The sequence below is a fragment of the Spirosoma lituiforme genome (genome assembly GCF_054776635.1).
The window spans coordinates 1,376,236-1,395,836 of record NZ_BAAHBO010000001.1 but is presented as its reverse complement, the minus strand read 5'-3'; the positions used below and the strand labels follow the sequence as shown (position 1 = coordinate 1,395,836).

Sequence of the window (19,601 nt, the reverse complement as noted above, 5' to 3'; positions counted from 1 at the left end):
TCGGGTTATATCAGGGATTGTGGCGTAAACTGATTCGGTTGCCATTCCGCTGGGCTGTCAGGTCGAATGTGAGCGAAAGGGTGGTTAGCAGCGTTTCAATGTTTTGATTCGAGAGGTTACCCGTAAACCGCCGGTTGGCCAGGTCGTTGTCTTCAAAAACGACCTCAAGTCCATACGTATCATGCAGTTGCTGGGCAATGGTGCTCAGGGCTGTATTGTCGAAAACAAATTGATGCTCGACCCAGGACGTATGTACCTGCGGTTTCTCGGTGCTGACCGATACCGTTTCGATGTTGGGCTGGCTGGTGGCAAACTGGCCGGGTTTCATATCGATTACCCGCCCCGATGGTTCGTTGGGTTTTGACAACTGCACCCGCCCTTCCACCAGGGTGACGTCTGTGCTGCCCCGGCGGGTGTTTACGTTGAACTGCGTTCCCTGAACCGTGATAGTTAAGCCCGGTGTATGGGTCACAAATTTTACCCGGTCTCCCAGACGTTTCTTTTTTGTGACGGTAAAGAAACCTTCGCCATCCAGCCAGACCTCACGAGACTGATCGTTGCGCCAGGCATCCAAATAGGTAAGCGTCGTGTTTCCGTTCAGCAGGACCACCGAACCATCCGGAAGCGTAACCCGGCGGGTTTCGCCAAAGGTGGTATGAACGCGCATTTGCTTGGGTATCAGTCGATAGTAGAGCACGCCCCCGGTTATCAGGAGAAAACCTGTCAGGGAGGCTGCGGCCCGCCAGCCGAATCCCGATCGCCTGCTGGTGAAACGTTGCCAAACCGACAGGGGGCGGATACCAGATGATTCGGTTTTTTGTTCGTCGAAGGCCCGGTCCAGAACCTGCCAGATTCGCTGCTGGCTGGCGTCTGTCAGGTCGTCGTACCGAGTGTGGAGGTGGAGCAGAAGCGAAGTCGCTTCGTCAATCAGCCGCTGTTGTTCGGGGTTCCTGAGCATAACGCCATGCCAGAACGTCATCCGTTGCTCATTGGGCTCGAAAACCCATTGCCGGAACGAATCGTCCAGCACAAAATCATGAAGCGAATACTGACTGTAGTCGGGTTGTTGAGCGGAGTTCATAACAGGATACCGGCGGCCTTACACTCAACAAAGGGCGGTGCGTCATTAAATATCCCTCGGTATACCTGCTTTTTTACTAAAATTTATCGAATGAATGCTACTAAAAAAAGTACGGTCTGCACCGGCAGCCGTTTCTGAAGTGACGCAATGGCTTTATACACGATTTTATAGACGGATGTTTGCTCAATGCCCATGACCCCGGCAATCTCTTCGTAGCTGAGATTATCGAAGTATTTCAGGAAAAGGGCCTCTTTCTGTCGGGCGGGGAGGTTGTTCAACTCCGAAAGCAGAAGCGCTGATTGTTCCTGCGAGATCTGCCGATCAAGCCAGGTCGGTTCGTACTGAAATTCAATGGTAAAGTCAAGCGTATCCAGTTCGTGATCGAACCGTTGTTCATTGGTCAGCTTGCGGACAATTTCCCGACGCAGGGAGCGCATCAGATAGAACTTGATGGAATCGGTACGGCCCAGGCGCTCGCGGGTTTCCAGAATGGTCAGGAAAAGGTCTTGCAGGCAGTCTTCGGTCAACTCCCGATTCTGGGCCATCTTGTAGCCGTAATTGTACAAGGCTGGGGCGTACTTGCTGTACAGGTAGGCGTAGGCCCGTTTGCTGCCGCTCAAGAAGTCATCCCAGAGGGCAGCGTCGGTAGTGTACGGGTAGGGGCTTGTTGAGGCTTCCAATAGTATCCGTTGAGTTATTGGAAGATTAATTTACTACTCTTTGTGGGAATAGTACCGTTTGATGGAGCGAAAGTACGTGGTAATGTTGGTGACATGTTTTAGTCCAGTCGTCTTTGAAAAACCTCGCCGTGTCAGATGTAAGCATATGACACCCCCTCATCAGATCGGAAGAGTCTTAGTCCAGTATCCAATTTAACGCCAGTACGCCGGCCAGACCCGAAACCGAAACCAGTGTTTCCATAATGGACCAGGTTTTCAGGGTGTCCACCATCGAGAGCTGGAAGTATTCCCGGAAGAGCCAGAAACCCGTGTCGTTGACGTGCGAAAACATCATGCTGCCTGCTCCAATGCTCAATACCATTAAATTGGGATCAACACCCGACGCGGTCAGGAGTGGGGCCACGAATCCGGCCGTTGTAATTCCCGACACCGTCGAGGAGCCTACGCATACCCGAATAAGGGCGGCCATGCCCCAGGCCAGCACATAGGGGTGTAGGGTAGAGTCATGCATCAGGTCGGCCACCGCCTGGTTTACTCCACCATCCGTCAGTACCTGTTTCAGGGCACCCGCCCCGCCAAAGATCAGAAAAAGCATGGCTACATCTTTAATCGAATCGCCCAGCATAGCCGTTACGGCTGGCATGGACTTGCCCAACCGCAGACCTAATGTAACGCTAGCCACAATGACGGCACAAAACATACTGACGACCGGCTCCCCGATAAAGAGCAAAACCTGCTGAGTGGCCGAGCCTGCGGATAAGGAAGGGCTCACGACTGTACTAAAACCGATCAGCAGAATGGGCAGTAAAACGGTCAGGAAACTAACTGTGGTTGACGGCATCTGTTCTTCCGGCAAGTCGGCCGCAATGAAGGCGGGGTTGGGTAAGGTCGTGTAGCGTTTCAGCGTACGGCCAAACAACGCACCCGATATGAGGATAGCCGGAATGGAAACAATGATGCCGTACAGAAGCGTCAGACCCATGTCGGCATTGAACTGCCTCAAAATCGCCAGCGGGGCTGGGTGGGGTGGCAGGTACCCCTGCGTTACCGACAGAGACGCCAGCATAGGCAGGCCAATGTACAGAGCAGGTAGTTTATAGCGGTAAGCCACCGTGATGACGAGCGGAGCCAGCAGCATGAACCCGACGGAATAAAAAAGGGGTAAGCCTACAATGAAGCCCGTTAGCAGGAAGGCCCACCGGGCGTGCCGGGTTCCGACCAGCGTCATTATAGTCATGGCGATTCGTTGAGCAGCGCCACTCTGGGCAACCAGTTTCCCCAGCATGGCTCCCAGCGCGATAATAGCGGTGATCGAACCCAGCGTACCACCAATACCTTTCTGCATGGCGTCCAGTACCAACAGGGGTTCTAGGCCCAACGCCAGACCCACGCCCATTGATACGACCAGAAAAGCGAGAAAGGCGTGCAGGCGAACCACCGAAATAAGCGCAATCAGAACCAGAATGCCAACGAAGGTAATGAGTAGGGGCATGGTAGGAATAAGGAGAACACCCTACAAAGCGTAGAAAGTGGTTTTCTCTAATGCAACAGCCCGTTCAGGGTCTGATCGAATCTCGGAAGTGTACCTTTTCCAGCAAAACAAATTCGCTAGCTGCAACCAAACGAATTTGGAAAGTAGCCTTATAAAATAACCTATAATGCAACTGTATTTATATTGTAAATAGTTGATTTTTAAACATTTACCGTTAAATAAGGGGTTTTGTTTTTGTACTGATTTACCGCCCTACTTTGTCTCAAGAGATAATCTAAATCGGGATTATCAAACCCAAAACAATCATGGAAACTAAAAGCGTAAAACTGGAAGAGAGTCCTGCCAAAGCGGTTATGGCAGGTAGTAATTTGCCCGAGCAAATACAGGATACCAAGGCTGCCGGCCATCAGGCCGCACCAAAGGAGGTAGGGGCTAATTTAAGCGCGGCTACCTTCTCCACGTTTTTTACCTGGCGGGGAAACGGGCTGGTCAACCTGCGGTCAATGGACGCCCGGATTACGGCCAATTCGCGGGTGTTTGTCTCGATCAGCGAATTTAGCTCGGATGCCCGCCAGAATCGATTCATTGGCAACGCATCAATGAGTGTACTCAATGTGAGTCCCTTCAACGGTGGTTTCACGACGCGCATCAATGTGAATTTTGGCCAAGCCTTAAACGTACGGCTGGACGTTCTCGTCGATCCATCCTGGATCTGATCATCAAACCCTTCCTCTTATTCTATCTAACAACCAAAAAAGTGAAAAATCATGGCTAAGAAAGAGTCATCCAATTCGTCAAACGGGACCAACCGGGCTTCGACATCCGTTGATGAACTATTGCTCGCTGCCCTGGAGCGCAATGACACCAGTTTCGAGACGGGCCGTTATATAGTCACGTTTAAAGAAGGGGCAATTGAAGAAGGGCTCCAGTCTCTGCAAACGCAGGGAATGCGCGTTGCTGATGCCCGCGATTTCGACAATCAGGCGTTGGAAATGGAAAGCCTCAGTGATGCGGATGCAGTCATTTTTCCGGAAATTGGCTCTGCCCTACTGGGTGGTCATGCGGCTCAGGAACGCAGCATCAGCACCTTTGCTGAGATTGCCTCCGACAGCCCAATCCTGTCTATCGACCCGGAGTATTTCGTTTTTGCGGATAGTATGTATTCCGAATTTTTGCAGGGCCAGGCCACGGCCACGGCGCCCGGTACGCCGAACGAATTTCTGCGCGGGTTTTTGCAGGCCACTGAAACCATCGCGAAAGAACTGCGAGAAAGCGGAAATGCGCTGATTGATGTGGAAGAAGAAGCGCAGGTACTTGGAGCAACCTGGGGGCTGAATGCCTGCCGGGTACCACCCAGCGTTCGCAGTGGTGTCGGTATAAAAGTTGCCGTGCTCGACACTGGTTTTGATCTGGGGCACCCCGATTTTGTAGGTCGCCCGATTGTGAGCCAGACGTTTGTCGGGCAACCGGTTCAGGACATTCATGGCCACGGTACGCACACGGTAGGCACGGCCTGTGGTCCCAAAACGCCAGCCGGTACAACACCCCGCTATGGTATCGGCTACCGGTCGTCGATCTACGTCGGCAAGGTACTGTCAAATTCGGGTGGAAGTGTGGGAGGGAGTGTGCTGTCCGGTATGAACTGGGCCATTGCCAATCGGTGCGCCGTCATATCCATGTCCCTGGGTGGGTCGGGTGGAGTCCAGCCGGCTTATACCGCAGCTGGCCAGGCCGCGCTGAACAACGGTTGTCTGATTATTGCCGCAGCCGGTAATTCGGGTGGTGCGACGGGTTATCCGGCCAACTCACCAACGATTATGTCGGTAGCCTCGCTCGATGCAAACCTGGCACCATCATCGTATTCCAGTTTCGGCAAGGTCGAGATTTCGGGGCCTGGGCGGGATGTTTTTTCATCGTGGCCGCGCCCAACCCGCTATAAAACCATTAGCGGAACCAGTATGGCTACGCCACACGTCTCGGGCTGTGCCGCTCTGTGGGCCGAAACATCATCCAGTCTGCGCGGCATAGCACTCTGGCGGAAGTTGCAGGCCACGGCCAGACGATTGCCGTACCCGGCTACCCGCGTGGGGGCAGGGCTCGTTCAGGCTCCTTGAACAACGTAAAACGGGGCAGGTGGCTTGGTATTTACGGGCCGCCTGCCCGTGAAAAATGCATGATATACCGCCGATGGATTATCAGTTTGCTCATCTTGATCGTTTCTGGGGGAGACGATCAGCCGGTACATTATTCCCATACAACTATGTCTACTACGAAGAAGTGGGTGGTTACGCTATCCAATGAAAAATCAGTTCGTGAACTGTCCCGAAAATTAACGGAAACAGGATTCGATGTTGATCAGGTGCTTGACCAGATTGGCTGTATTACCGGCTCCGGCAGCGATGAGGTAGCGCAAAAAATCCGAAAAATTTCCGGTGTCGCGGATGTGTCGCCCGAGTCAACGATTCAACTGCCACCATCCGACGAATCGGTTACCTGGTAGCCAAAACGATCGGAAAGTTTATGAAATCATTACGTATCAGCTAGCTGGAGGGACATCGTCATGGCCACATCGGGTACATTTAATGGCGCTCCGGACGAGTCGCCGGATAACCGCGTGTCTTCGCCGGTAGAAGACTTGTTGCTGGCGGCTCTGGCGCGGGGCGATACCAGCTTTCGGACCGGTCGTTACCTGCTTACGTTTAAGCAAGGGTCTGACAAAAAAGGTATTACGTCGATGAATACCCGACTGGGTATGCGGATGGCTGATGCGAGAGATTTTGAGGGGCAAGCCGCTACACTGGATCAACTGGCCGATGCCGATGCCGTTTTTTTGCCCGAACTCAACATAGCGCTGATTGGTGGCCAGGCCGCGATTGAGCATAGAATGGATGGCCAGGCCGCGATGGCTGCGGATAGTCCTATTGCCTCCATCGATCCGGAGTATTTTATGTTTGCCGATGGCGGCACAAGCGGAAGTATCGTTGACAGTGGTTTCGTCGAGCTAGCGACAGATACTACGTTTGAGGGTTTGCCCGGCTTTACCGAGTCATTGCAGCAAACCTCCAATGCGTATTTGCGGGGGTTTTTACGGGCTACCAAAACGATTGCCAACGAGATACGCAAAGGGGGCAACGGCCATTCCCATCAGGAAATAGAAGAAGATATAGACGCGGTTCAGGCAACCTGGGGACTAAATGCCTGTAAAGTGACTGCCAGCCGACGCAGCGGTATAGGCATAAACGTGGCCGTACTGACGAATGGATTTGATCTGGGACATCCTGATTTCGTAGGTCGTACGCTTGTCGGTCAAACCTTTGTCGGGGAGCCTATTCTGGACTTAAACGGGCACGGCACGCACACGATCGGTACGGCCTGTGGTTCACGGGCACCTGCCAACCCAACTCCGCGCTACGGCATTGGGTACCAATCGGCTATTTACGTGGCCAAGGTGTTGACCAACTCCATGACGGGCACCGTTGCCAGCGTACTGACGGGTATCAACTGGGCCATGGCCAATCAGTGCCCTGTCATTTTTGCACCGCTGGCTATGGCAGGAGGGCCATCGGCGGTCTTCACCGCTGTCGGACAAAGCGCGCTGAACAAGGGTTGCCTGCTTATTTCCGGATCAAGCAGTTCGGGGTCATCAGTGGGTGCACCGGCCAATTCGCCAACGATTATGTCGGTAGCCGCGCTCAACCAGAATCTCCAGCCTACTCCGTTCTCGCCAGTGGGCAAAATTGATATTGCTGCGCCCGGCGTCGATACATTTTCTGCCTGGTCGCGGCCGCGCCGGTATGCCGTTAGTAGTGGTATTGCGTCCGCTACGGCCCATGTGGCCGGATGTGCCGCTCTCTGGGCGGAGTCCTCGCCCGTTTTACGTGGTATGCAACTCTGGCAGAAGCTACAGCATACGGCCCGAGGACTTCCGTTTCCGGCAACCCGAGTAGGCGCTGGGTTAGTGCAAGCTCCGTAAAATGATTGCTTTTTAACGCTGTAGCCGTCTGATAGTTGTAGCGAAACGCCCGGGGTGCTTACCTTTCGGCCCTTACCTGCGAATCTCTACATCATGCGATTGTATCAAGGAATCAGAAATGCCGTTTTAGTCTTGGGAATTTTATGCTCATCAATCAGCCTGGCGCAGCAAGCAATCGAAATCCGGCGATTTCAACTGCCTCAGGTCCAGCAGGGTGTGGCAGTTGACCGAACCCATTTCTACGTTATCAACAACCATTCGCTAACCAAACATACGAAGTCAGATGGGAAACAGGTAGCCTCCTGGAATGACACAACGGGTTTGTTGAAGCACATGAATAGTGGCGTCGTTATTGGGAAGAAACTTTACTGTACCCACTCGAATTACCCTGATGTGCCCATGGCCAGCTCCATCGAAATCTTCGACACGCGCACGCTGAAGCACATTGGTAATCACAGTTTTGGGTTGTTTCCTGGCTCCGTTACCTGGGCCGATTTTTACCAGGGTCATTGGTGGGTCGCCTTTGCCAATTACTCCAATAAAGCTTCCGCCGAGGGGCGGGATAACCGCTGGACGACACTGGTTAAATTTAATGAAAACTGGCAACAGCTGGAAGCCTGGGCGTTTCCGGCCAATGTGCTACAGGCATTTGCGCCCTACAGCACGTCGGGTGGTACCTGGGGCCCAGGCGGCCTTATTTACTGTACCGGTCATGACAAACCCGAAGTATACGTTCTAAAATTACCGGAGCGAGGACATACGCTGAATTATGTGAAAACCATTCCAACCCGTAGCGAAGGCCAGGCTTTCTCCATCGACCGAAGCACGACGGCAAAGCCCGTTCTGTATGGCATCACCCGCAACGATAATTACGTCATTGTCTCGGTAATTGAGTGATTTTTTGTCTGCTAAAACTCCTGTAGGAGTACGAGAACTATCGCTTGGCCAGCATTACGATATCGTTCACCTCCAGAACTTTCTTTTCGTACCCGATGCTGGCCGATTTGATCATGGCGAGCGCCAGTTCCTGCAAGGTTGAGAAGCCGGCCGGGTAGAGCGCCCGGCCGATGGGATACAGCCAGGCAATAAATTTGTAATAGGTTTTCACATTTTTCAGGCCGGGCGTCGGTTTCATAAATCCCGGTCTGAACATGTACGCATTCCTGAACAGCTGCATCAGGGCGTTTTCGGTGGCGCCTTTTACCCGCGCCCAGGCCAGCCGACCCGCTTCGGTACTGTCGGTGCCTGCTCCGGATACGTACGTAAATGTCATATCCGGATTCAGCTTCGACAGTAGTCTGGCAACATTCATGGTCAGATCGTACGTCAGGTGCCGGTACTCGTCGTCGCCCATCCCGACCGATGACACGCCCAGGCAGAAAAAGCAGGTGTTATAGCCGCCCAACTCCGATTCGATCGGCGACAGATCAAAGAAGTCGTTGAGAATGATCTCCTTAAGTTTCGGATGGGTTACGCCACCGGGTTTGCGGTTGATGACCAGCACATGCTCCACATCGGGATGCAACAGGCATTCATGAAGAACGCCTTCACCTACCATACCCGTTGCGCCGGTTATAATTGCTCTGATTTTCATGCAGTATATCGGTTCAGGATCGTAACCGTTTATTCGGCTGTTACAAATTCTGCTTTAATCCGTCAAGCAAGTAGTCCAGTCCGTTCAGCTTGATCTCGTACATTGTTTGTAGCAGCATGCCCAACTTACCCGACGGAAAGCCTTTTTGTACGAACCATTCCAGGTATGACATCGGCAGCGACCGGATCAGCTTGCCTTTGTACTTGCCAAACGGCATCTCATAGTGCAGCAGTTCCCGTAAAATTTCGGTGTTACCGTGGGCTTGTTCGTCAGGCATGGGTACAAGGATTGATTTTCACAAAATTACAGTCCCAATCCGGAGATTGATCCGGTCACAGTTGGTTTAGGTCAGCGTATCGGGTTTTACTTAGTCAATAGCCGGTATTCATTGGGTGACTGGCCCACGTGCTGCTTAAAAAGCCGGGCAAAATGCTGAGGGTATTTGAACCCCATTTCGTAGGCAGTTTCACTGATGGACTTGCTCCGATCAAACATCTTCTCCTTTGCTACCTCAATTAATTTGAGCTGAATGTATTCCTGGGCTGATTTGCCGGTTTGCTTCTTAACCAGTTCGCCAAAGTAATTGGCTGATAGGTTCAGCTGATCGGCACAGTAACCTACCGAAGGCAAACCCAGCGTATGAGGTTTGTCGGAGCCGAAATAGGTATCCATTAACTCTTCGAACCGAACCAGCACATCATTATTCAGATGCTCACGGGTAATAAACTGCCGGTCGTAAAAACGTACGCAGTAGTTTAGAAACAACTCAATTGTACTGACAATCAATGTTCGGGTATGTCTGTCGATAGGATGCTCCAACTCATAGTGAATTTTGCGGAAGCATTCCAGCACGATCTGCCGCTCGCGCTCCGAAATGTGCAGCGCTTCGTTGATGTCATACCCAAAAAAACTGTAATCCCTAATATGCTTTCCCAGTGAGGTGCCGCGGATCAGGTCAGGGTGGAAGGCGAGCGCCCAGCCGTTGGGTTGAAGATCGGCGGTTGTCTGGTCAAAACCAAATACTTGCCCGGGCGCAATGAACAGCAACGTCTCATCCTGGTAATCGTATTGATTCCGCCCGTAGATCAAGGGCAGACAGTGGATGTCTTTGAGAAAAATGATATACAGTTCCGACAGTTGACGAGTGGGTTGAATACGTGTTGATCTGGATTGATCCAGTACACTAACCAGGGGGTGCAGGACCCGCTGTCCGCGTTCGGCATTGAACTGGGCAACGCTCTCTAACTGCTTGATCTTATCCATCTTTCCGGGTCGACTAAGTCCAAAAATAACAGTCAGGGCCTGCCAATGTTCACCCGATCGTCACAATCGGTAATTATGGTATGTCAAACCGGAATCTGTATACATGGCAAAGGTGAAAATAGCAGGAGATTTGCCCTCAATAAAATTGTTTGCCTTGCTAATGAGCACCTTATCTATTCCGTAGGCACAGAAAATCGAATCAATTTTACCCAGTTAAACCAATGATAACTATACGAAAATGGGCACTGCTGACCGTGGCTGGTTCTGCCCTGACCTTGGGTGCACAGGCGCAAACAACCAGCGACAGACCTCAAGCCACGTCGACTAAAAAAGCAGAAAAGAACTATCAGGCACGCGCGCCCAAGACCCAGTTGTTCGGCACCCGTGCATTTGGTACATCCAAAGCAACGACTATCCGGTGGCTGGGCTTTGCCGGCTTTTTTGTCAACTCGCGGGGTACTACGTTTATGGTCGACCCGGTACTGGAAGGCTTCGATATGCCTGTGCTCATCGACTTCCCGATTACCGCCAAAGCCGTTCCCCACCTGGACGCCGTTTTGGTGACCCATGCCGATAATGACCACTTCAGCGTACCAACTAATCTGGATTTAAAAGGAGCCACTAGCGTCTTTCACTCAACGGTATATGTTGATTCACTGATGCAGAACATGGGCCTTCCCGCTTTGGGTCATGCCATTGGCGACAGCTTCACGGTTGGCTCTGTACGGGTTAAACTGACTCTGGCGGATCATGCCTACCAGAATGCGTATCCGGGCATGAGCAAGCGCCGGTTTAGGAACGAGGATGCCTGTGGCTTCTGGATCGAAACCCCGGATGGAATTATCTGGGCACCCGGCGACTCCCGCCTGGTAGCGAACCATCACCTGACCAGACCTACTCCCGACGCTATTTTCTTTGATTTCTCGGATAGTGAATGGCACTTCACCTTTGAGGGTGCGGTAAAAATAGCCAATGCTTACCCGAATACTCCATTGCTGCTTTGCCATTGGGGTTCGGTAGACTCGCCTGACTTTGCCCCATTCAACGGCGATCCCGCCCGGTTGGCGAAAGCGATTAGTAATCCTGGCAGAATCAGGGTGCTGGCACCGGGGGAGCCGTTTGTTCTCAAACCGGTAAAAGCAGCCCAGCCCGCCAATCGAAAACGAACCGGTGAATAAATAGCCAAAGTAGCTTGGGCGTTCGGCAAACTTTTACCAGAATAAGTCATAACCAGTTACTAGTCAACTGAAATTCTGCTATGATTACTAAATTATCCCTTCGATTGATGCTCGCCGTTGTGAGCCTGCTCTGGGTGTCGTCGGCTGTGCAAGCGGCCGCCCCCATGACCACGATAACGCAGTTAACGGCCGACTGGCAACGGGCCAGAGAATACACCAAAGAGTACCTGGACGTAATGTCGGAAGAAGGGATGAGTTACAAGCCCACGCCTGAGATCCGAAGTTTTGCCGATCAGATGCTGCACCTGGCCTCAGCCAATTACAACTTTGGGGCGATGGTCGGCGGTAAACCAAACCCCTTTCAGGGCAAGAAGCTGGAAGAAATGAGCGAGCTGAAAACGAAAGCTGCGCTGACCAAAACGGTGTTGGACAGCTACGATTTCATACTCGATGCCATTAAAGGGCTAAACGATGCCCAACTGGCGGAATCAGTAAAAATGGGCCAGCGTGAAATGACGCGGGAAGTTCTGCTGGCCAAAGCGTTCGAGCACCAGACCCACCACCGGGGGCAGTGTACAATCTATATTCGGATGAAGGGTATAAAGCCCCCTAATGAAAAGCTATTTTAGTCGCTCAATACAGGCAGGGCATATGCTGTCGGTTATTAATAACCGACAGCACATAATTCGTCAACGCACCAAGTCCGTTTTCGCGTTTTCGTGGTCTGTGTCCTCACGGACCACGAAAACGAAAGCTCCTTCCTCCAGCCCATAATGTACCGACCTAATTAGCCAGAGTAATGGCTCCATTAAACATACCCGGAAGAAAACAGGTTAATCGGGGATGCGGTTACAACAGCGTTCTGGCCGCTTCCACCATTGATGAGAACATCGTTATTCGGCTGCATTACTGGCTTGTGCATGCTCGTTCTTCTGGCGCAATGCCAGAAGGCGCAACCACAGGCACCCAAAGCGGAGGGGTTTGACCCGCCGATTCCTATCCCGCTATCCTACCTGGCCGGGACCATTACGTTTGACCTTCGGGAACTGGAAGAAAAGATCAATCGAGAGCTTGATCCCGTTCTGGTGGGTAAAGAGACGAAGGACGGTAAGACGAAAGGTATTGTTTCGTTTCGGGTCAAGCGGCTTGGGCCTGTTCATGTCGAGTATGCCGATCGGCAGGTAAAGTTATCGGCACCCCTGCAGATGTGGCTCACAAAGCCTTTCAGTCACGATACAACCCCTCCCAAGAAGCCTTTCTGTGCGTTGAACGTCAATTTCAAAAGCCCGATCGGGGTGACGCCAAACTGGCGGCTGGACAGCCATACGAACTTCACAGATTATACCTGGATTGTACAACCCGAACTTCACTTATTTGGGGGCGGCATTTCGTTGACGAAGCTGGTTCAGAACATGCTGGACAAACATAAAACAGCGATCGAAATGGCCATCGACTCCGCCGTTCACAAAGAACTACGTCTCGATAAAATGGTGAAGCCTGTCTGGCGTGATCTGCAAAAGCCGTTGTTGATCACGGAAGCGTACGGGTTATGGCTGACTCCCAAGCCGATCAGTGTGATGGCCGGGCCGGTTACCGGCAACGACCGCCAGATTACGACACCCATCCGGATTGCGCTTGAAACGCTGACCGAACTTAAGCCAAAAGAGCCGGAACATCCGAAAACGCCGTTGCCCAGGCTACAAAAACGGGATCAGGTTGCCGAGACGTCCGACCTGCATCTGCTGAGTTACATTCCCTACGCCGACATCAATCGAATGCTGGCCATCACGACGAATAACAAGAACAAAAAACTGGCTTTGGGTGCCCTGACTATCAGGGAGGTATCGGTTTATGGCGGGCAAAAATCGCTGATTGTTAAGGCCAACCTGAGCGGGCTGATGGATGGTACGGTTTACCTGCGTGGGCGACCTGTATTCGATACACTTACCAATACCTTGCGGGTTAGCCAGCTGGATTTTGACGATGAAACAGCGAAGTCATTGTCCAGCGGCTCGAACACGGTTTGGCATAAAGGGTTATCTAAGCTACTGGAACGTTTGCTGACTATTCCACTGGGGGACGATATTGCCAAACTGCCGACGCTGATCGACAAAGCTTTTGAAAAAGGGCCGGGCAAGACGACGGATCTGGGTATCAAAACGTTTCGGTTTGTGCCACAGAAAATAGCCATTCGTCCCGATGGTATTCAGGCGTTGATCAATGTGCAATCGAAAGTGGGTGTGAAAGTAAACCAGCTATAAACGCGTACTCATTGGTCTTAAGAGACACGAATCAAACAGCCGAAAGATGACTTTATTTATTACGATTACCGTACTCGTAGCCGGTTGGTTTCTCTGGCGCTACGTACAGGACAAAAAAGATAAGGACGTATTGCCCCTGCCCGACAGCTACCCGCAACTGTTGCAGAAACATGTTTCGTACTACCAGTCGTTGCCGGATGACAAGAAGAAACGATTCGAAGAGCGGGTAAGCTATTTTCTGGGTCATGTCACCATCGACGGGGTAGGCACGACGGTCGATGATCTGGATAAAGTACTGGTGGCCAGCAGTGCAATCATTCCCATTTTCGGGTTTTCTGACTGGTACTATCCGCTGACCAATGTGCTGCTGTACCAGGATCGATTTAATGCGGACTACCAGACTACCGGCGATGATCGGAATATTCTGGGCATGGTAGGGGAGGGCGGTGCTTTGCAAAGTACCATGGTATTGTCGAAACCGGCGTTGCACGAAGGCTTTGCCAATGACACCAGCAAAGGGAATACGGGTATTCACGAGTTTGTTCACCTGCTCGACAAGGCCGACGGCGCTACCGATGGACTGCCGGAAAATCTTCTGGAGAAAGAGCATGTGAAACCCTGGCTACAGCTCATCCATAAGAGCATTCACGACATCAAAGCCAATCACTCGGATATCAATCCCTACGGCATTACGAACGAAGCTGAATTTTTCGCCGTCGTATCGGAGTACTTTTTCAAACGCCCGGATCTGCTTCAGGAAAAACACCCGCAACTGTTTACCCGGCTGGAAGAAATATTCCATCAGAACCCATTAGAAGCAGATAAAGCAGTAGGGCCGGCGGAATAAACACTTTCTGTCTGTATGAAGACTTGTATTTTTCTCGCCCTGCTATTTACGTCCGGGTTGACCAAGGCTACTCCGCCCAGGAAACAACAATTATTTAACGGTAAAAACCTGTCTGGCTGGTACGTTTTCCTCGATAAACGCGCTACGAACGAAGATCCAACGAAGGTTTTCTCCGTAGAAAATGGTCAGCTGCACGTATCCGGTAAAGAGTTTGGGTACCTGTGTACGGAAAAAGCGTACCGGAATTATCATCTTACGGTCGAATTCAAATGGGGTGCGAACCGCTACCCACCCCGCGAGAATGCCAAACGGGACAGTGGAATTATGTATCATATTCCCCTCAACACCGAAGATCGGGTTTGGCCAGTGGGTATTGAATGCCAGATTCAGGAGGGTGATGTGGGTGATTTCTGGCTCGTTGGGGGTACCACCATTGAGGTCGATGGAAAACGCAATGAGCCCGGCCCCTGGGTGCGGATGGCGAAAAAACGGGACGCTGAAAAGCCCACTGGTGAATGGAATCGGATAGAGGTCATTTCGAAAGATGGTGTCTGTACCCACATCGTCAATGGCGTAACGGTTGCCACAGGTACAAACCCCAGCGTTCGGGAAGGTAAGATTCTGCTTCAAACGGAGGGCGCAGAAACCTATTTTAGAAAAGTAGAACTGGAGGAATTAAACGAATAAGTGACCGTAATCCGTGGCAGCTTATACATGGTACAGGCTTAGCTGTGGTTGGCTGATGCACGCACAGATCGCTCAGTAAGAATCTGTTACGTTAACTAAATGCCTGGCTCCTGTAGTCATTCTTTTTCCTAAGTTTTCATGGCTAATTGCTGTGAACGATGGGAAAGAAAATTATTGTTTGTGCCGATGGGACCTGGAATGATCCCGAACAACTGGACCGGGGCAGTCTGGTGCCGACGAATGTGGTAAAAATCGCCCGGGCACTGGCGCTGGCAAAAGCCGAGGGGCAGGAAGAAATATTCTACGATCTCGGTGTGGGTACCGGCAAAGGCCTGGACCGATTTATGGGTGGCCTGACGGGCAGTGGTCTGTTGCACAATATTTTTGAGTGCTTCCTGTTTATTGCCGAGCGCTATCAACCCGGCGATTCCATTTATCTGTTTGGGTTTAGTCGCGGGGCTTATACAGTACGTAGTCTGGCGGGGTTGATCTGCCAGTTTGGCATCGATAAGGCGCTGACCAGTCAGCATCTTGCCCGGCCAGCAACAAACCCGGATGACAAACCCGACAAGCCAGCTATTACCACGGAAAGTAACCGCCCTGTAACGGCATCGGCAAAAAAAGCCAGTCAATCCACGGAACACCTCCAGCAGCTTCGCCTGGCTTATAAACAGCTGAAAACGGGGAAGAACGATCAGGTGGTCAGCCAGTATAAACGAACCCACGACTGCTATGAGCCAACCATCGAAATGATTGGTGTCTGGGATACAGTGGGTTCGTTAGGTATTCCGCTACTAGTACCGAAATGGCTGTTGGGCAGTGTATTGGCGGAAAAATTATCGAAGTGGTTGCTGGGCAATTATCGTTTTCTGAACGTGGGCCTCAACCCGAAAGTCAAATCGGCTTACCACGCGCTTTCCATTGACGAAAACCGGCGGGCGTTTTTACCAACCCTCTGGGATGCAACGACGCTCGATCCGCACCAGCGGGTAAAACAGGTGTGGTTTACGGGCATTCACAGCAATGTCGGTGGTGGCTATGCCGATGCGGGTCTGTCGGATAATGCCCTGCTTTGGATGGTTGAGCAGGCCAAGCAGCACGGGCTTCAGTTCTCGGATACGTATTTGGCCCGCAGCACCCAAACCGACACACTTTACGGGGAGATCCGGGATGAACGCGCCCGCTGGATCAAGCGCGTGTTTTTTCAGAAAGGCATGCGCCATGTCGATAGTCTATGCGCCGAAGCGGGCATTGTTCCGGTTATTGCCGAGAGTGCCATTGAGCGACAAAAATCGGTGATCTGCAAAAAACCGTACAAAATCAGTTTGCCCCAAAAGTACCATATCGAAAAAGGGTTTTAAACCCTAAGCCAGTGCTCATGAGTGATTGAAGCCGTACCACATGAACGCAACAAGGATGGCTTCGACCAGCCACAAATAGCGTGTGTTGTTGCGAGTGGCCCGCCGTATCAGGTAGTCGAAGCCCAGCATGCCCGCAGCCAGGGGAATCCCGAAAATGAACTGCAAAATGTTATTCTGTTGATCCATATGGACAAACCCCTGTGCTATTGCCAGGACACCCATAAGCGACACAAGCCGAAAAGGTGTTACGAAGTTTGCTATTCGTTCGATATCCATCTGTCTGATAGCTAGTTGTGCAGATACAGCGTAATCTATTTTAACCGGGAAGGATGAACGTATGTTTTAATTGCCCCATTCGGCGGTTACAAAAGGGGGTGAAATGAACCGTATTGGTCTGGCTAACCCAACACGCCCGACCAGAGCGGTTGCATGGACGCTGGTTTTACCAGAAAGCCGGAACCAGGCGACCACGTGCTTAAACTATCCTTTTTTATCCGTACTTTGTAGGCTTATGGAATTGTTTATCACTTCGCTGAATTCGGGCAGCAACGGTAATTGTTACTATGTCGGAAACGAGCAGGATGCGGTTCTGATCGATGCCGGAATTTCCTGTCGCGAAACCGAACGGCGAATGGAACGGCTGGGGCTTTCCCTCCAAAAGGTCAGAGCCATTTTTGTCTCTCACGAGCATGGCGACCACATCCGGGGTATTCCCCAACTCGCCAAAAAATACCAGTTACCTGTTTTCATTACGCCCGGTACGCTGCAGAATTCGGGTTTGCCGCAAACGGGTTTTCCGTTAAAAGCCCTGCGCGCGTACGAACCTGTCCAAATTGGCGAACTACGCATCACCGCCTTCCCGAAGCACCACGATGCCTCCGATCCACACAGCTTTCTGGTAGCGGGTCAACAGACGAAAGTGGGCGTTTTTACGGATATTGGTGCCCCCTGCGAACACCTCATTCAACACTTCAGTCAATGCCATGCGGCCTTTCTGGAAGCCAACTACGATGAAGCTATGCTGGAGAATGGCCGGTATCCCCATTTCCTTAAGAACAGGATCAGAGGAGGGAAGGGGCACTTGTCGAACCAGCAGGCGCTGGATCTTTTCATAACCCACAAGCCTGCTTTCATGAGCCATGTGTTGCTGTCGCACTTATCGAAAGACAACAATTGTCCGGAGTTAACCAAAGAGCTATTTGATCTCCACCGGGATACTACCGAAGTGGTTGTTGCCTCCCGATACGTTGAAACCCCCGTTTACTCGATTCGGGCCATGCACCAGGTCAGCGAATTGGTGTAAAACCCCGAACGGCTACTTTTTTCGCTCATACTCGACAAAATCGAAGGCTGCAGCATGGCGATCGTCAATAGAGTGAGGGCGTCGGCTTACTTCGATCCACTCTCTTTTGTCGAAGGCCGGGAAATAGGCATCTCCTTCGTAAGCCTGGTGAATTTCAGTCAGGTGAAGAGTGGTGGCAAGGGGTAGCGCCATTTTGTAGATCTCGGCCCCGCCAATCACAAAGATTTCGTCGGTAGCCCGCTCTGCCTTTTTTGCTTCGGCAAGGGCATCATCGAGTGTATGCACGACAATTACGCCTGTGGCGGTAAAATCCGGGTTACGGGTAATGACAATATTTGTGCGATTGGGTAGGGGTTTGCCCAGGGCCTCCAGCGACTTACGGCCCATAATGATGGGATGGTGGCTGGTCTTGCGCTTGAAAAAAGCGAAGTCATCGGGCAAATGCCAGATCATGTCGTTATCGCGGCCAATAACACCGTTTTGGGCAACCGCAGCAATTAAACTGATTTTCATAAAGAGTGAAAGAGCGAATGAGTGAAAGAGTGTTTGCCTCCGTGGCGCCTAACTGTACACACCACATTTGCGTCAGTCCATCATCCGGTTAGGTGGTGTGTGAAGACACCCACTATGGAAGAGAGGGAGCGGTTGGCGTTAGTCATTGGTATAGCTTAATTCAACCGATTGCCACGCAGGAATTCCTCGGCGGTCATGCGTCGTTTGCCTTCAGCCTGTAGGGCGTCAATCTGGAGCCAGCCATCGGCCACTTTCACAACTATTGTTATTTTACCATCGGTCTTAACTTCACCAATACTAGCCGAAGTCTTGGTGAGTAGATAACCTGCTATTTCCTTGGGAGTAGCAGAGTTAGTATCTAACGATTCGTCAACAATAGACACCGCGTAAATCTTGAATACCTTACCATTAATTTTTGTCCAGGCTGCTGGGTAGGGAGACAGGCCCCGCACAAAATTTCGAATCGTTACGGCGGGCTGGTTCCAGTTGATTTCGGTTGTTTCGCGGCTTAGCTTGGGGGCTGGTTTCAGGTCGTGAGACTCCGGTTGCGGTGTGCGCGGATAAGCACCCGCTTCGATGGCATGAACGGTTTTCAGGACCAGATTGGCTCCGCGCTCCATTAGCCGATCATGAACCGCTCCAGCCGTATCGTCGGGGTAAATAGGTTCGTAATCCTGAAAGATCATCTGGCCCGTATCAATTTCCTTCTCGATAAAAAAAGTGGTGACACCGGTTTCGGTCTCTCCGTTGATAATGGCCCAGTTGATAGGGGCTGCCCCCCGGTACTGTGGTAGCAATGAGCCGTGTAAATTGAATGTGCCAATAGTGGGCATACTCCAGACGGCTTCGGGTAGCATTCGAAACGCAACAACGATCTGAAGATCAGCTTTGTAGCTGGCTAGCTGTTCTAGAAAGGCCGGGTCGCGGAGTTTTTCGGGTTGCAGAACCGGTAAATTAGCCGCTTCGGCCGCTTTCTTAACGGGAGAAGGCGTAAGCTGAAGTCCGCGTCCCGAAGGCCGGTCGGGGGCTGTAACAACGGCAACAACCTGGCAACCGGCGCTCAGGAGCCGCTGAAGGCTGGCGACGGCAAAATCGGGCGTGCCCATAAACACAAGGCGAAGTGGCTGTGGCATGAATCAGTAGATCGTTTTTTACGTAGGCCCGCGACTATGTGTTGATATAGCCGGGAAGTATTTTTACTTTTGTATCACAAGACGCGTTGCTCCGAACGCCTTGTAAACGAATGTGACCGGCCAGTAAATGGCTTAGCCAATGCGACGAATAAGTTATTATGTTCATAAACCGAGCGCTTCGGAAACCCGACGGCGACTCTGACGCGTTTGCAAAGAAAACCAATTTGGTTGCAGA

21 protein-coding genes are annotated in these 19,601 nt (G+C 51.7%); 12 read left to right on the top strand and 9 right to left on the bottom strand.

The genetic code is table 11. From position 1 onward, the window contains the following. Nucleotides 1–10: 10 nt before the first annotated feature. The 3 genes from ACYU87_RS05955 to ACYU87_RS05945 form a co-directional block, all read right to left on the bottom strand. Nucleotides 11–1,081, bottom strand: a complete 1,071-nt coding sequence (locus ACYU87_RS05955) for a FecR family protein (RefSeq protein WP_461133108.1) — start codon at nt 1,079–1,081, stop codon at nt 11–13. Between the two features lie 83 nt (nt 1,082–1,164). Further along, nucleotides 1,165–1,761, bottom strand: a complete 597-nt coding sequence (locus ACYU87_RS05950) for an RNA polymerase sigma factor (RefSeq protein ID WP_461133107.1) — start codon at nt 1,759–1,761, stop codon at nt 1,165–1,167. Nucleotides 1,762–1,936: 175 nt separating this feature from the next. Beyond that, nucleotides 1,937–3,253 carry a gluconate:H+ symporter gene (locus ACYU87_RS05945; protein ID WP_461133106.1) on the bottom strand — a complete coding sequence of 439 codons (1,317 nt, stop codon included), beginning with the start codon at nt 3,251–3,253 and terminating at the stop codon, nt 1,937–1,939. 305 nt (nt 3,254–3,558) lie between these two features. Between ACYU87_RS05945 and ACYU87_RS05940 the strand changes: the two genes are divergently transcribed. The 5 genes from ACYU87_RS05940 to ACYU87_RS05920 all read left to right on the top strand — a co-directional run bounded on the left by ACYU87_RS05940 (nt 3,559) and on the right by ACYU87_RS05920 (nt 8,123). Further along, nucleotides 3,559–3,969 (top strand): hypothetical protein, encoded by a 411-nt coding sequence (locus ACYU87_RS05940; protein ID WP_461133105.1) that lies wholly within the window; start codon nt 3,559–3,561, stop codon nt 3,967–3,969. A gap of 51 nt (nt 3,970–4,020) precedes the next feature. After that, nucleotides 4,021–5,367, top strand: coding sequence for a S8 family serine peptidase (locus ACYU87_RS05935; protein WP_461133104.1), 1,347 nt, complete (start codon nt 4,021–4,023; stop codon nt 5,365–5,367). Between the two features lie 146 nt (nt 5,368–5,513). Continuing rightward, nucleotides 5,514–5,753 (top strand): hypothetical protein, encoded by a 240-nt coding sequence (locus ACYU87_RS05930; protein WP_461133103.1) that lies wholly within the window; start codon nt 5,514–5,516, stop codon nt 5,751–5,753. 60 nt (nt 5,754–5,813) lie between these two features. After that, nucleotides 5,814–7,226 (top strand): S8 family serine peptidase, encoded by a 1,413-nt coding sequence (locus ACYU87_RS05925; protein ID WP_461133102.1) that lies wholly within the window; start codon nt 5,814–5,816, stop codon nt 7,224–7,226. A 93-nt stretch (nt 7,227–7,319) separates the two neighbouring features. Then, nucleotides 7,320–8,123, top strand: coding sequence for a hypothetical protein (locus tag ACYU87_RS05920; protein WP_461133101.1), 804 nt, complete (start codon nt 7,320–7,322; stop codon nt 8,121–8,123). Nucleotides 8,124–8,160: 37 nt separating this feature from the next. Here the strand turns inward: ACYU87_RS05920 and ACYU87_RS05915 are convergent, their stop codons facing one another. The 3 genes from ACYU87_RS05915 to ACYU87_RS05905 all read right to left on the bottom strand — a co-directional run bounded on the left by ACYU87_RS05915 (nt 8,161) and on the right by ACYU87_RS05905 (nt 10,083). Beyond that, nucleotides 8,161–8,820 (bottom strand): Rossmann-fold NAD(P)-binding domain-containing protein, encoded by a 660-nt coding sequence (locus tag ACYU87_RS05915; protein WP_461133100.1) that lies wholly within the window; start codon nt 8,818–8,820, stop codon nt 8,161–8,163. Between the two features lie 40 nt (nt 8,821–8,860). Then, nucleotides 8,861–9,097 (bottom strand): DUF3820 family protein, encoded by a 237-nt coding sequence (locus ACYU87_RS05910; RefSeq protein ID WP_461133099.1) that lies wholly within the window; start codon nt 9,095–9,097, stop codon nt 8,861–8,863. An 86-nt stretch (nt 9,098–9,183) separates the two neighbouring features. Next, entirely contained in the window at nt 9,184–10,083 is a 900-nt protein-coding gene (locus ACYU87_RS05905) for a helix-turn-helix domain-containing protein (RefSeq protein WP_461133098.1), read from the bottom strand. A 221-nt stretch (nt 10,084–10,304) separates the two neighbouring features. Here ACYU87_RS05905 and ACYU87_RS05900 point away from each other — a divergent pair, with 221 nt between their 5' ends. The 6 genes from ACYU87_RS05900 (at nt 10,305) to ACYU87_RS05875 (ending at nt 16,417) form a co-directional block, all read left to right on the top strand. Next, complete coding sequence (locus ACYU87_RS05900) at nt 10,305–11,261, top strand: MBL fold metallo-hydrolase (protein ID WP_461133097.1); 957 nt, start codon at nt 10,305–10,307, stop codon at nt 11,259–11,261. Nucleotides 11,262–11,341: 80 nt separating this feature from the next. Further along, nucleotides 11,342–11,890, top strand: coding sequence for a DinB family protein (locus tag ACYU87_RS05895; RefSeq protein WP_461133096.1), 549 nt, complete (start codon nt 11,342–11,344; stop codon nt 11,888–11,890). Nucleotides 11,891–12,181: 291 nt separating this feature from the next. Then, a complete protein-coding gene (locus ACYU87_RS05890) occupies nt 12,182–13,522 on the top strand; it encodes a DUF4403 family protein (RefSeq protein WP_461133095.1) in 1,341 nt (446 codons plus the stop codon). Between the two features lie 46 nt (nt 13,523–13,568). Further along, on the top strand, nt 13,569–14,369 hold the full coding sequence (locus ACYU87_RS05885) for a M90 family metallopeptidase (protein ID WP_461133094.1): 801 nt from the start codon (nt 13,569–13,571) through the stop codon (nt 14,367–14,369). 15 nt (nt 14,370–14,384) lie between these two features. Then, nucleotides 14,385–15,056, top strand: a complete 672-nt coding sequence (locus ACYU87_RS05880; RefSeq protein ID WP_461133093.1) for a 3-keto-disaccharide hydrolase — start codon at nt 14,385–14,387, stop codon at nt 15,054–15,056. A gap of 158 nt (nt 15,057–15,214) precedes the next feature. Then, nucleotides 15,215–16,417, top strand: a complete 1,203-nt coding sequence (locus ACYU87_RS05875; protein ID WP_461133092.1) for a DUF2235 domain-containing protein — start codon at nt 15,215–15,217, stop codon at nt 16,415–16,417. A 15-nt stretch (nt 16,418–16,432) separates the two neighbouring features. Here the strand turns inward: ACYU87_RS05875 and ACYU87_RS05870 are convergent, their stop codons facing one another. Next, entirely contained in the window at nt 16,433–16,693 is a 261-nt protein-coding gene (locus ACYU87_RS05870) for a hypothetical protein (RefSeq protein ID WP_461133091.1), read from the bottom strand. Between the two features lie 235 nt (nt 16,694–16,928). Here ACYU87_RS05870 and ACYU87_RS05865 point away from each other — a divergent pair, with 235 nt between their 5' ends. Further along, nucleotides 16,929–17,720 carry an MBL fold metallo-hydrolase gene (locus tag ACYU87_RS05865; protein ID WP_461133090.1) on the top strand — a complete coding sequence of 264 codons (792 nt, stop codon included), beginning with the start codon at nt 16,929–16,931 and terminating at the stop codon, nt 17,718–17,720. Between the two features lie 12 nt (nt 17,721–17,732). On the opposite strand, the gene ACYU87_RS05860 is transcribed toward ACYU87_RS05865, so the two are convergent. Continuing rightward, nucleotides 17,733–18,233: a dihydrofolate reductase gene (locus tag ACYU87_RS05860; protein ID WP_461133089.1), complete on the bottom strand. Its 501-nt coding sequence runs from the start codon at nt 18,231–18,233 to the stop codon at nt 17,733–17,735. A gap of 155 nt (nt 18,234–18,388) precedes the next feature. Beyond that, the gene (gene fmt, locus ACYU87_RS05855) at nt 18,389–19,366 is read right to left on the bottom strand and encodes a methionyl-tRNA formyltransferase (RefSeq protein WP_461133088.1); all 978 of its coding nucleotides are present in this window, start codon (nt 19,364–19,366) and stop codon (nt 18,389–18,391) included. Between the last annotated feature and the right edge of the window lie 235 nt (nt 19,367–19,601).

Bases quoted from the DNA above. Each gene is read 5' to 3' on its own strand.
- ACYU87_RS05945 (WP_461133106.1), bottom strand. From the start codon at position 3,253: ATGCCCCTACTCATTACCTTCGTTGGCATTCTGGTTCTGATTGCGCTT.
- ACYU87_RS05895 (WP_461133096.1), top strand. From the start codon at position 11,342: ATGATTACTAAATTATCCCTTCGATTGATGCTCGCCGTTGTGAGCCTG.
- ACYU87_RS05870 (WP_461133091.1), bottom strand. From the start codon at position 16,693: ATGGATATCGAACGAATAGCAAACTTCGTAACACCTTTTCGGCTTGTG.
- ACYU87_RS05920 (WP_461133101.1), top strand. From the start codon at position 7,320: ATGCGATTGTATCAAGGAATCAGAAATGCCGTTTTAGTCTTGGGAATT.
- ACYU87_RS05860 (WP_461133089.1), bottom strand. From the start codon at position 18,233: ATGAAAATCAGTTTAATTGCTGCGGTTGCCCAAAACGGTGTTATTGGC.
- ACYU87_RS05880 (WP_461133093.1), top strand. From the start codon at position 14,385: ATGAAGACTTGTATTTTTCTCGCCCTGCTATTTACGTCCGGGTTGACC.
- ACYU87_RS05940 (WP_461133105.1), top strand. From the start codon at position 3,559: ATGGAAACTAAAAGCGTAAAACTGGAAGAGAGTCCTGCCAAAGCGGTT.
- ACYU87_RS05865 (WP_461133090.1), top strand. From the start codon at position 16,929: ATGGAATTGTTTATCACTTCGCTGAATTCGGGCAGCAACGGTAATTGT.
- ACYU87_RS05885 (WP_461133094.1), top strand. From the start codon at position 13,569: ATGACTTTATTTATTACGATTACCGTACTCGTAGCCGGTTGGTTTCTC.
- ACYU87_RS05875 (WP_461133092.1), top strand. From the start codon at position 15,215: ATGGGAAAGAAAATTATTGTTTGTGCCGATGGGACCTGGAATGATCCC.
- ACYU87_RS05900 (WP_461133097.1), top strand. From the start codon at position 10,305: ATGATAACTATACGAAAATGGGCACTGCTGACCGTGGCTGGTTCTGCC.
- ACYU87_RS05910 (WP_461133099.1), bottom strand. From the start codon at position 9,097: ATGCCTGACGAACAAGCCCACGGTAACACCGAAATTTTACGGGAACTG.
- ACYU87_RS05955 (WP_461133108.1), bottom strand. From the start codon at position 1,081: ATGAACTCCGCTCAACAACCCGACTACAGTCAGTATTCGCTTCATGAT.
- ACYU87_RS05925 (WP_461133102.1), top strand. From the start codon at position 5,814: ATGGCCACATCGGGTACATTTAATGGCGCTCCGGACGAGTCGCCGGAT.
- ACYU87_RS05935 (WP_461133104.1), top strand. From the start codon at position 4,021: ATGGCTAAGAAAGAGTCATCCAATTCGTCAAACGGGACCAACCGGGCT.
- ACYU87_RS05905 (WP_461133098.1), bottom strand. From the start codon at position 10,083: ATGGATAAGATCAAGCAGTTAGAGAGCGTTGCCCAGTTCAATGCCGAA.
- ACYU87_RS05890 (WP_461133095.1), top strand. From the start codon at position 12,182: ATGCTCGTTCTTCTGGCGCAATGCCAGAAGGCGCAACCACAGGCACCC.
- ACYU87_RS05915 (WP_461133100.1), bottom strand. From the start codon at position 8,820: ATGAAAATCAGAGCAATTATAACCGGCGCAACGGGTATGGTAGGTGAA.
- fmt (WP_461133088.1), bottom strand. From the start codon at position 19,366: ATGCCACAGCCACTTCGCCTTGTGTTTATGGGCACGCCCGATTTTGCC.
- ACYU87_RS05930 (WP_461133103.1), top strand. From the start codon at position 5,514: ATGTCTACTACGAAGAAGTGGGTGGTTACGCTATCCAATGAAAAATCA.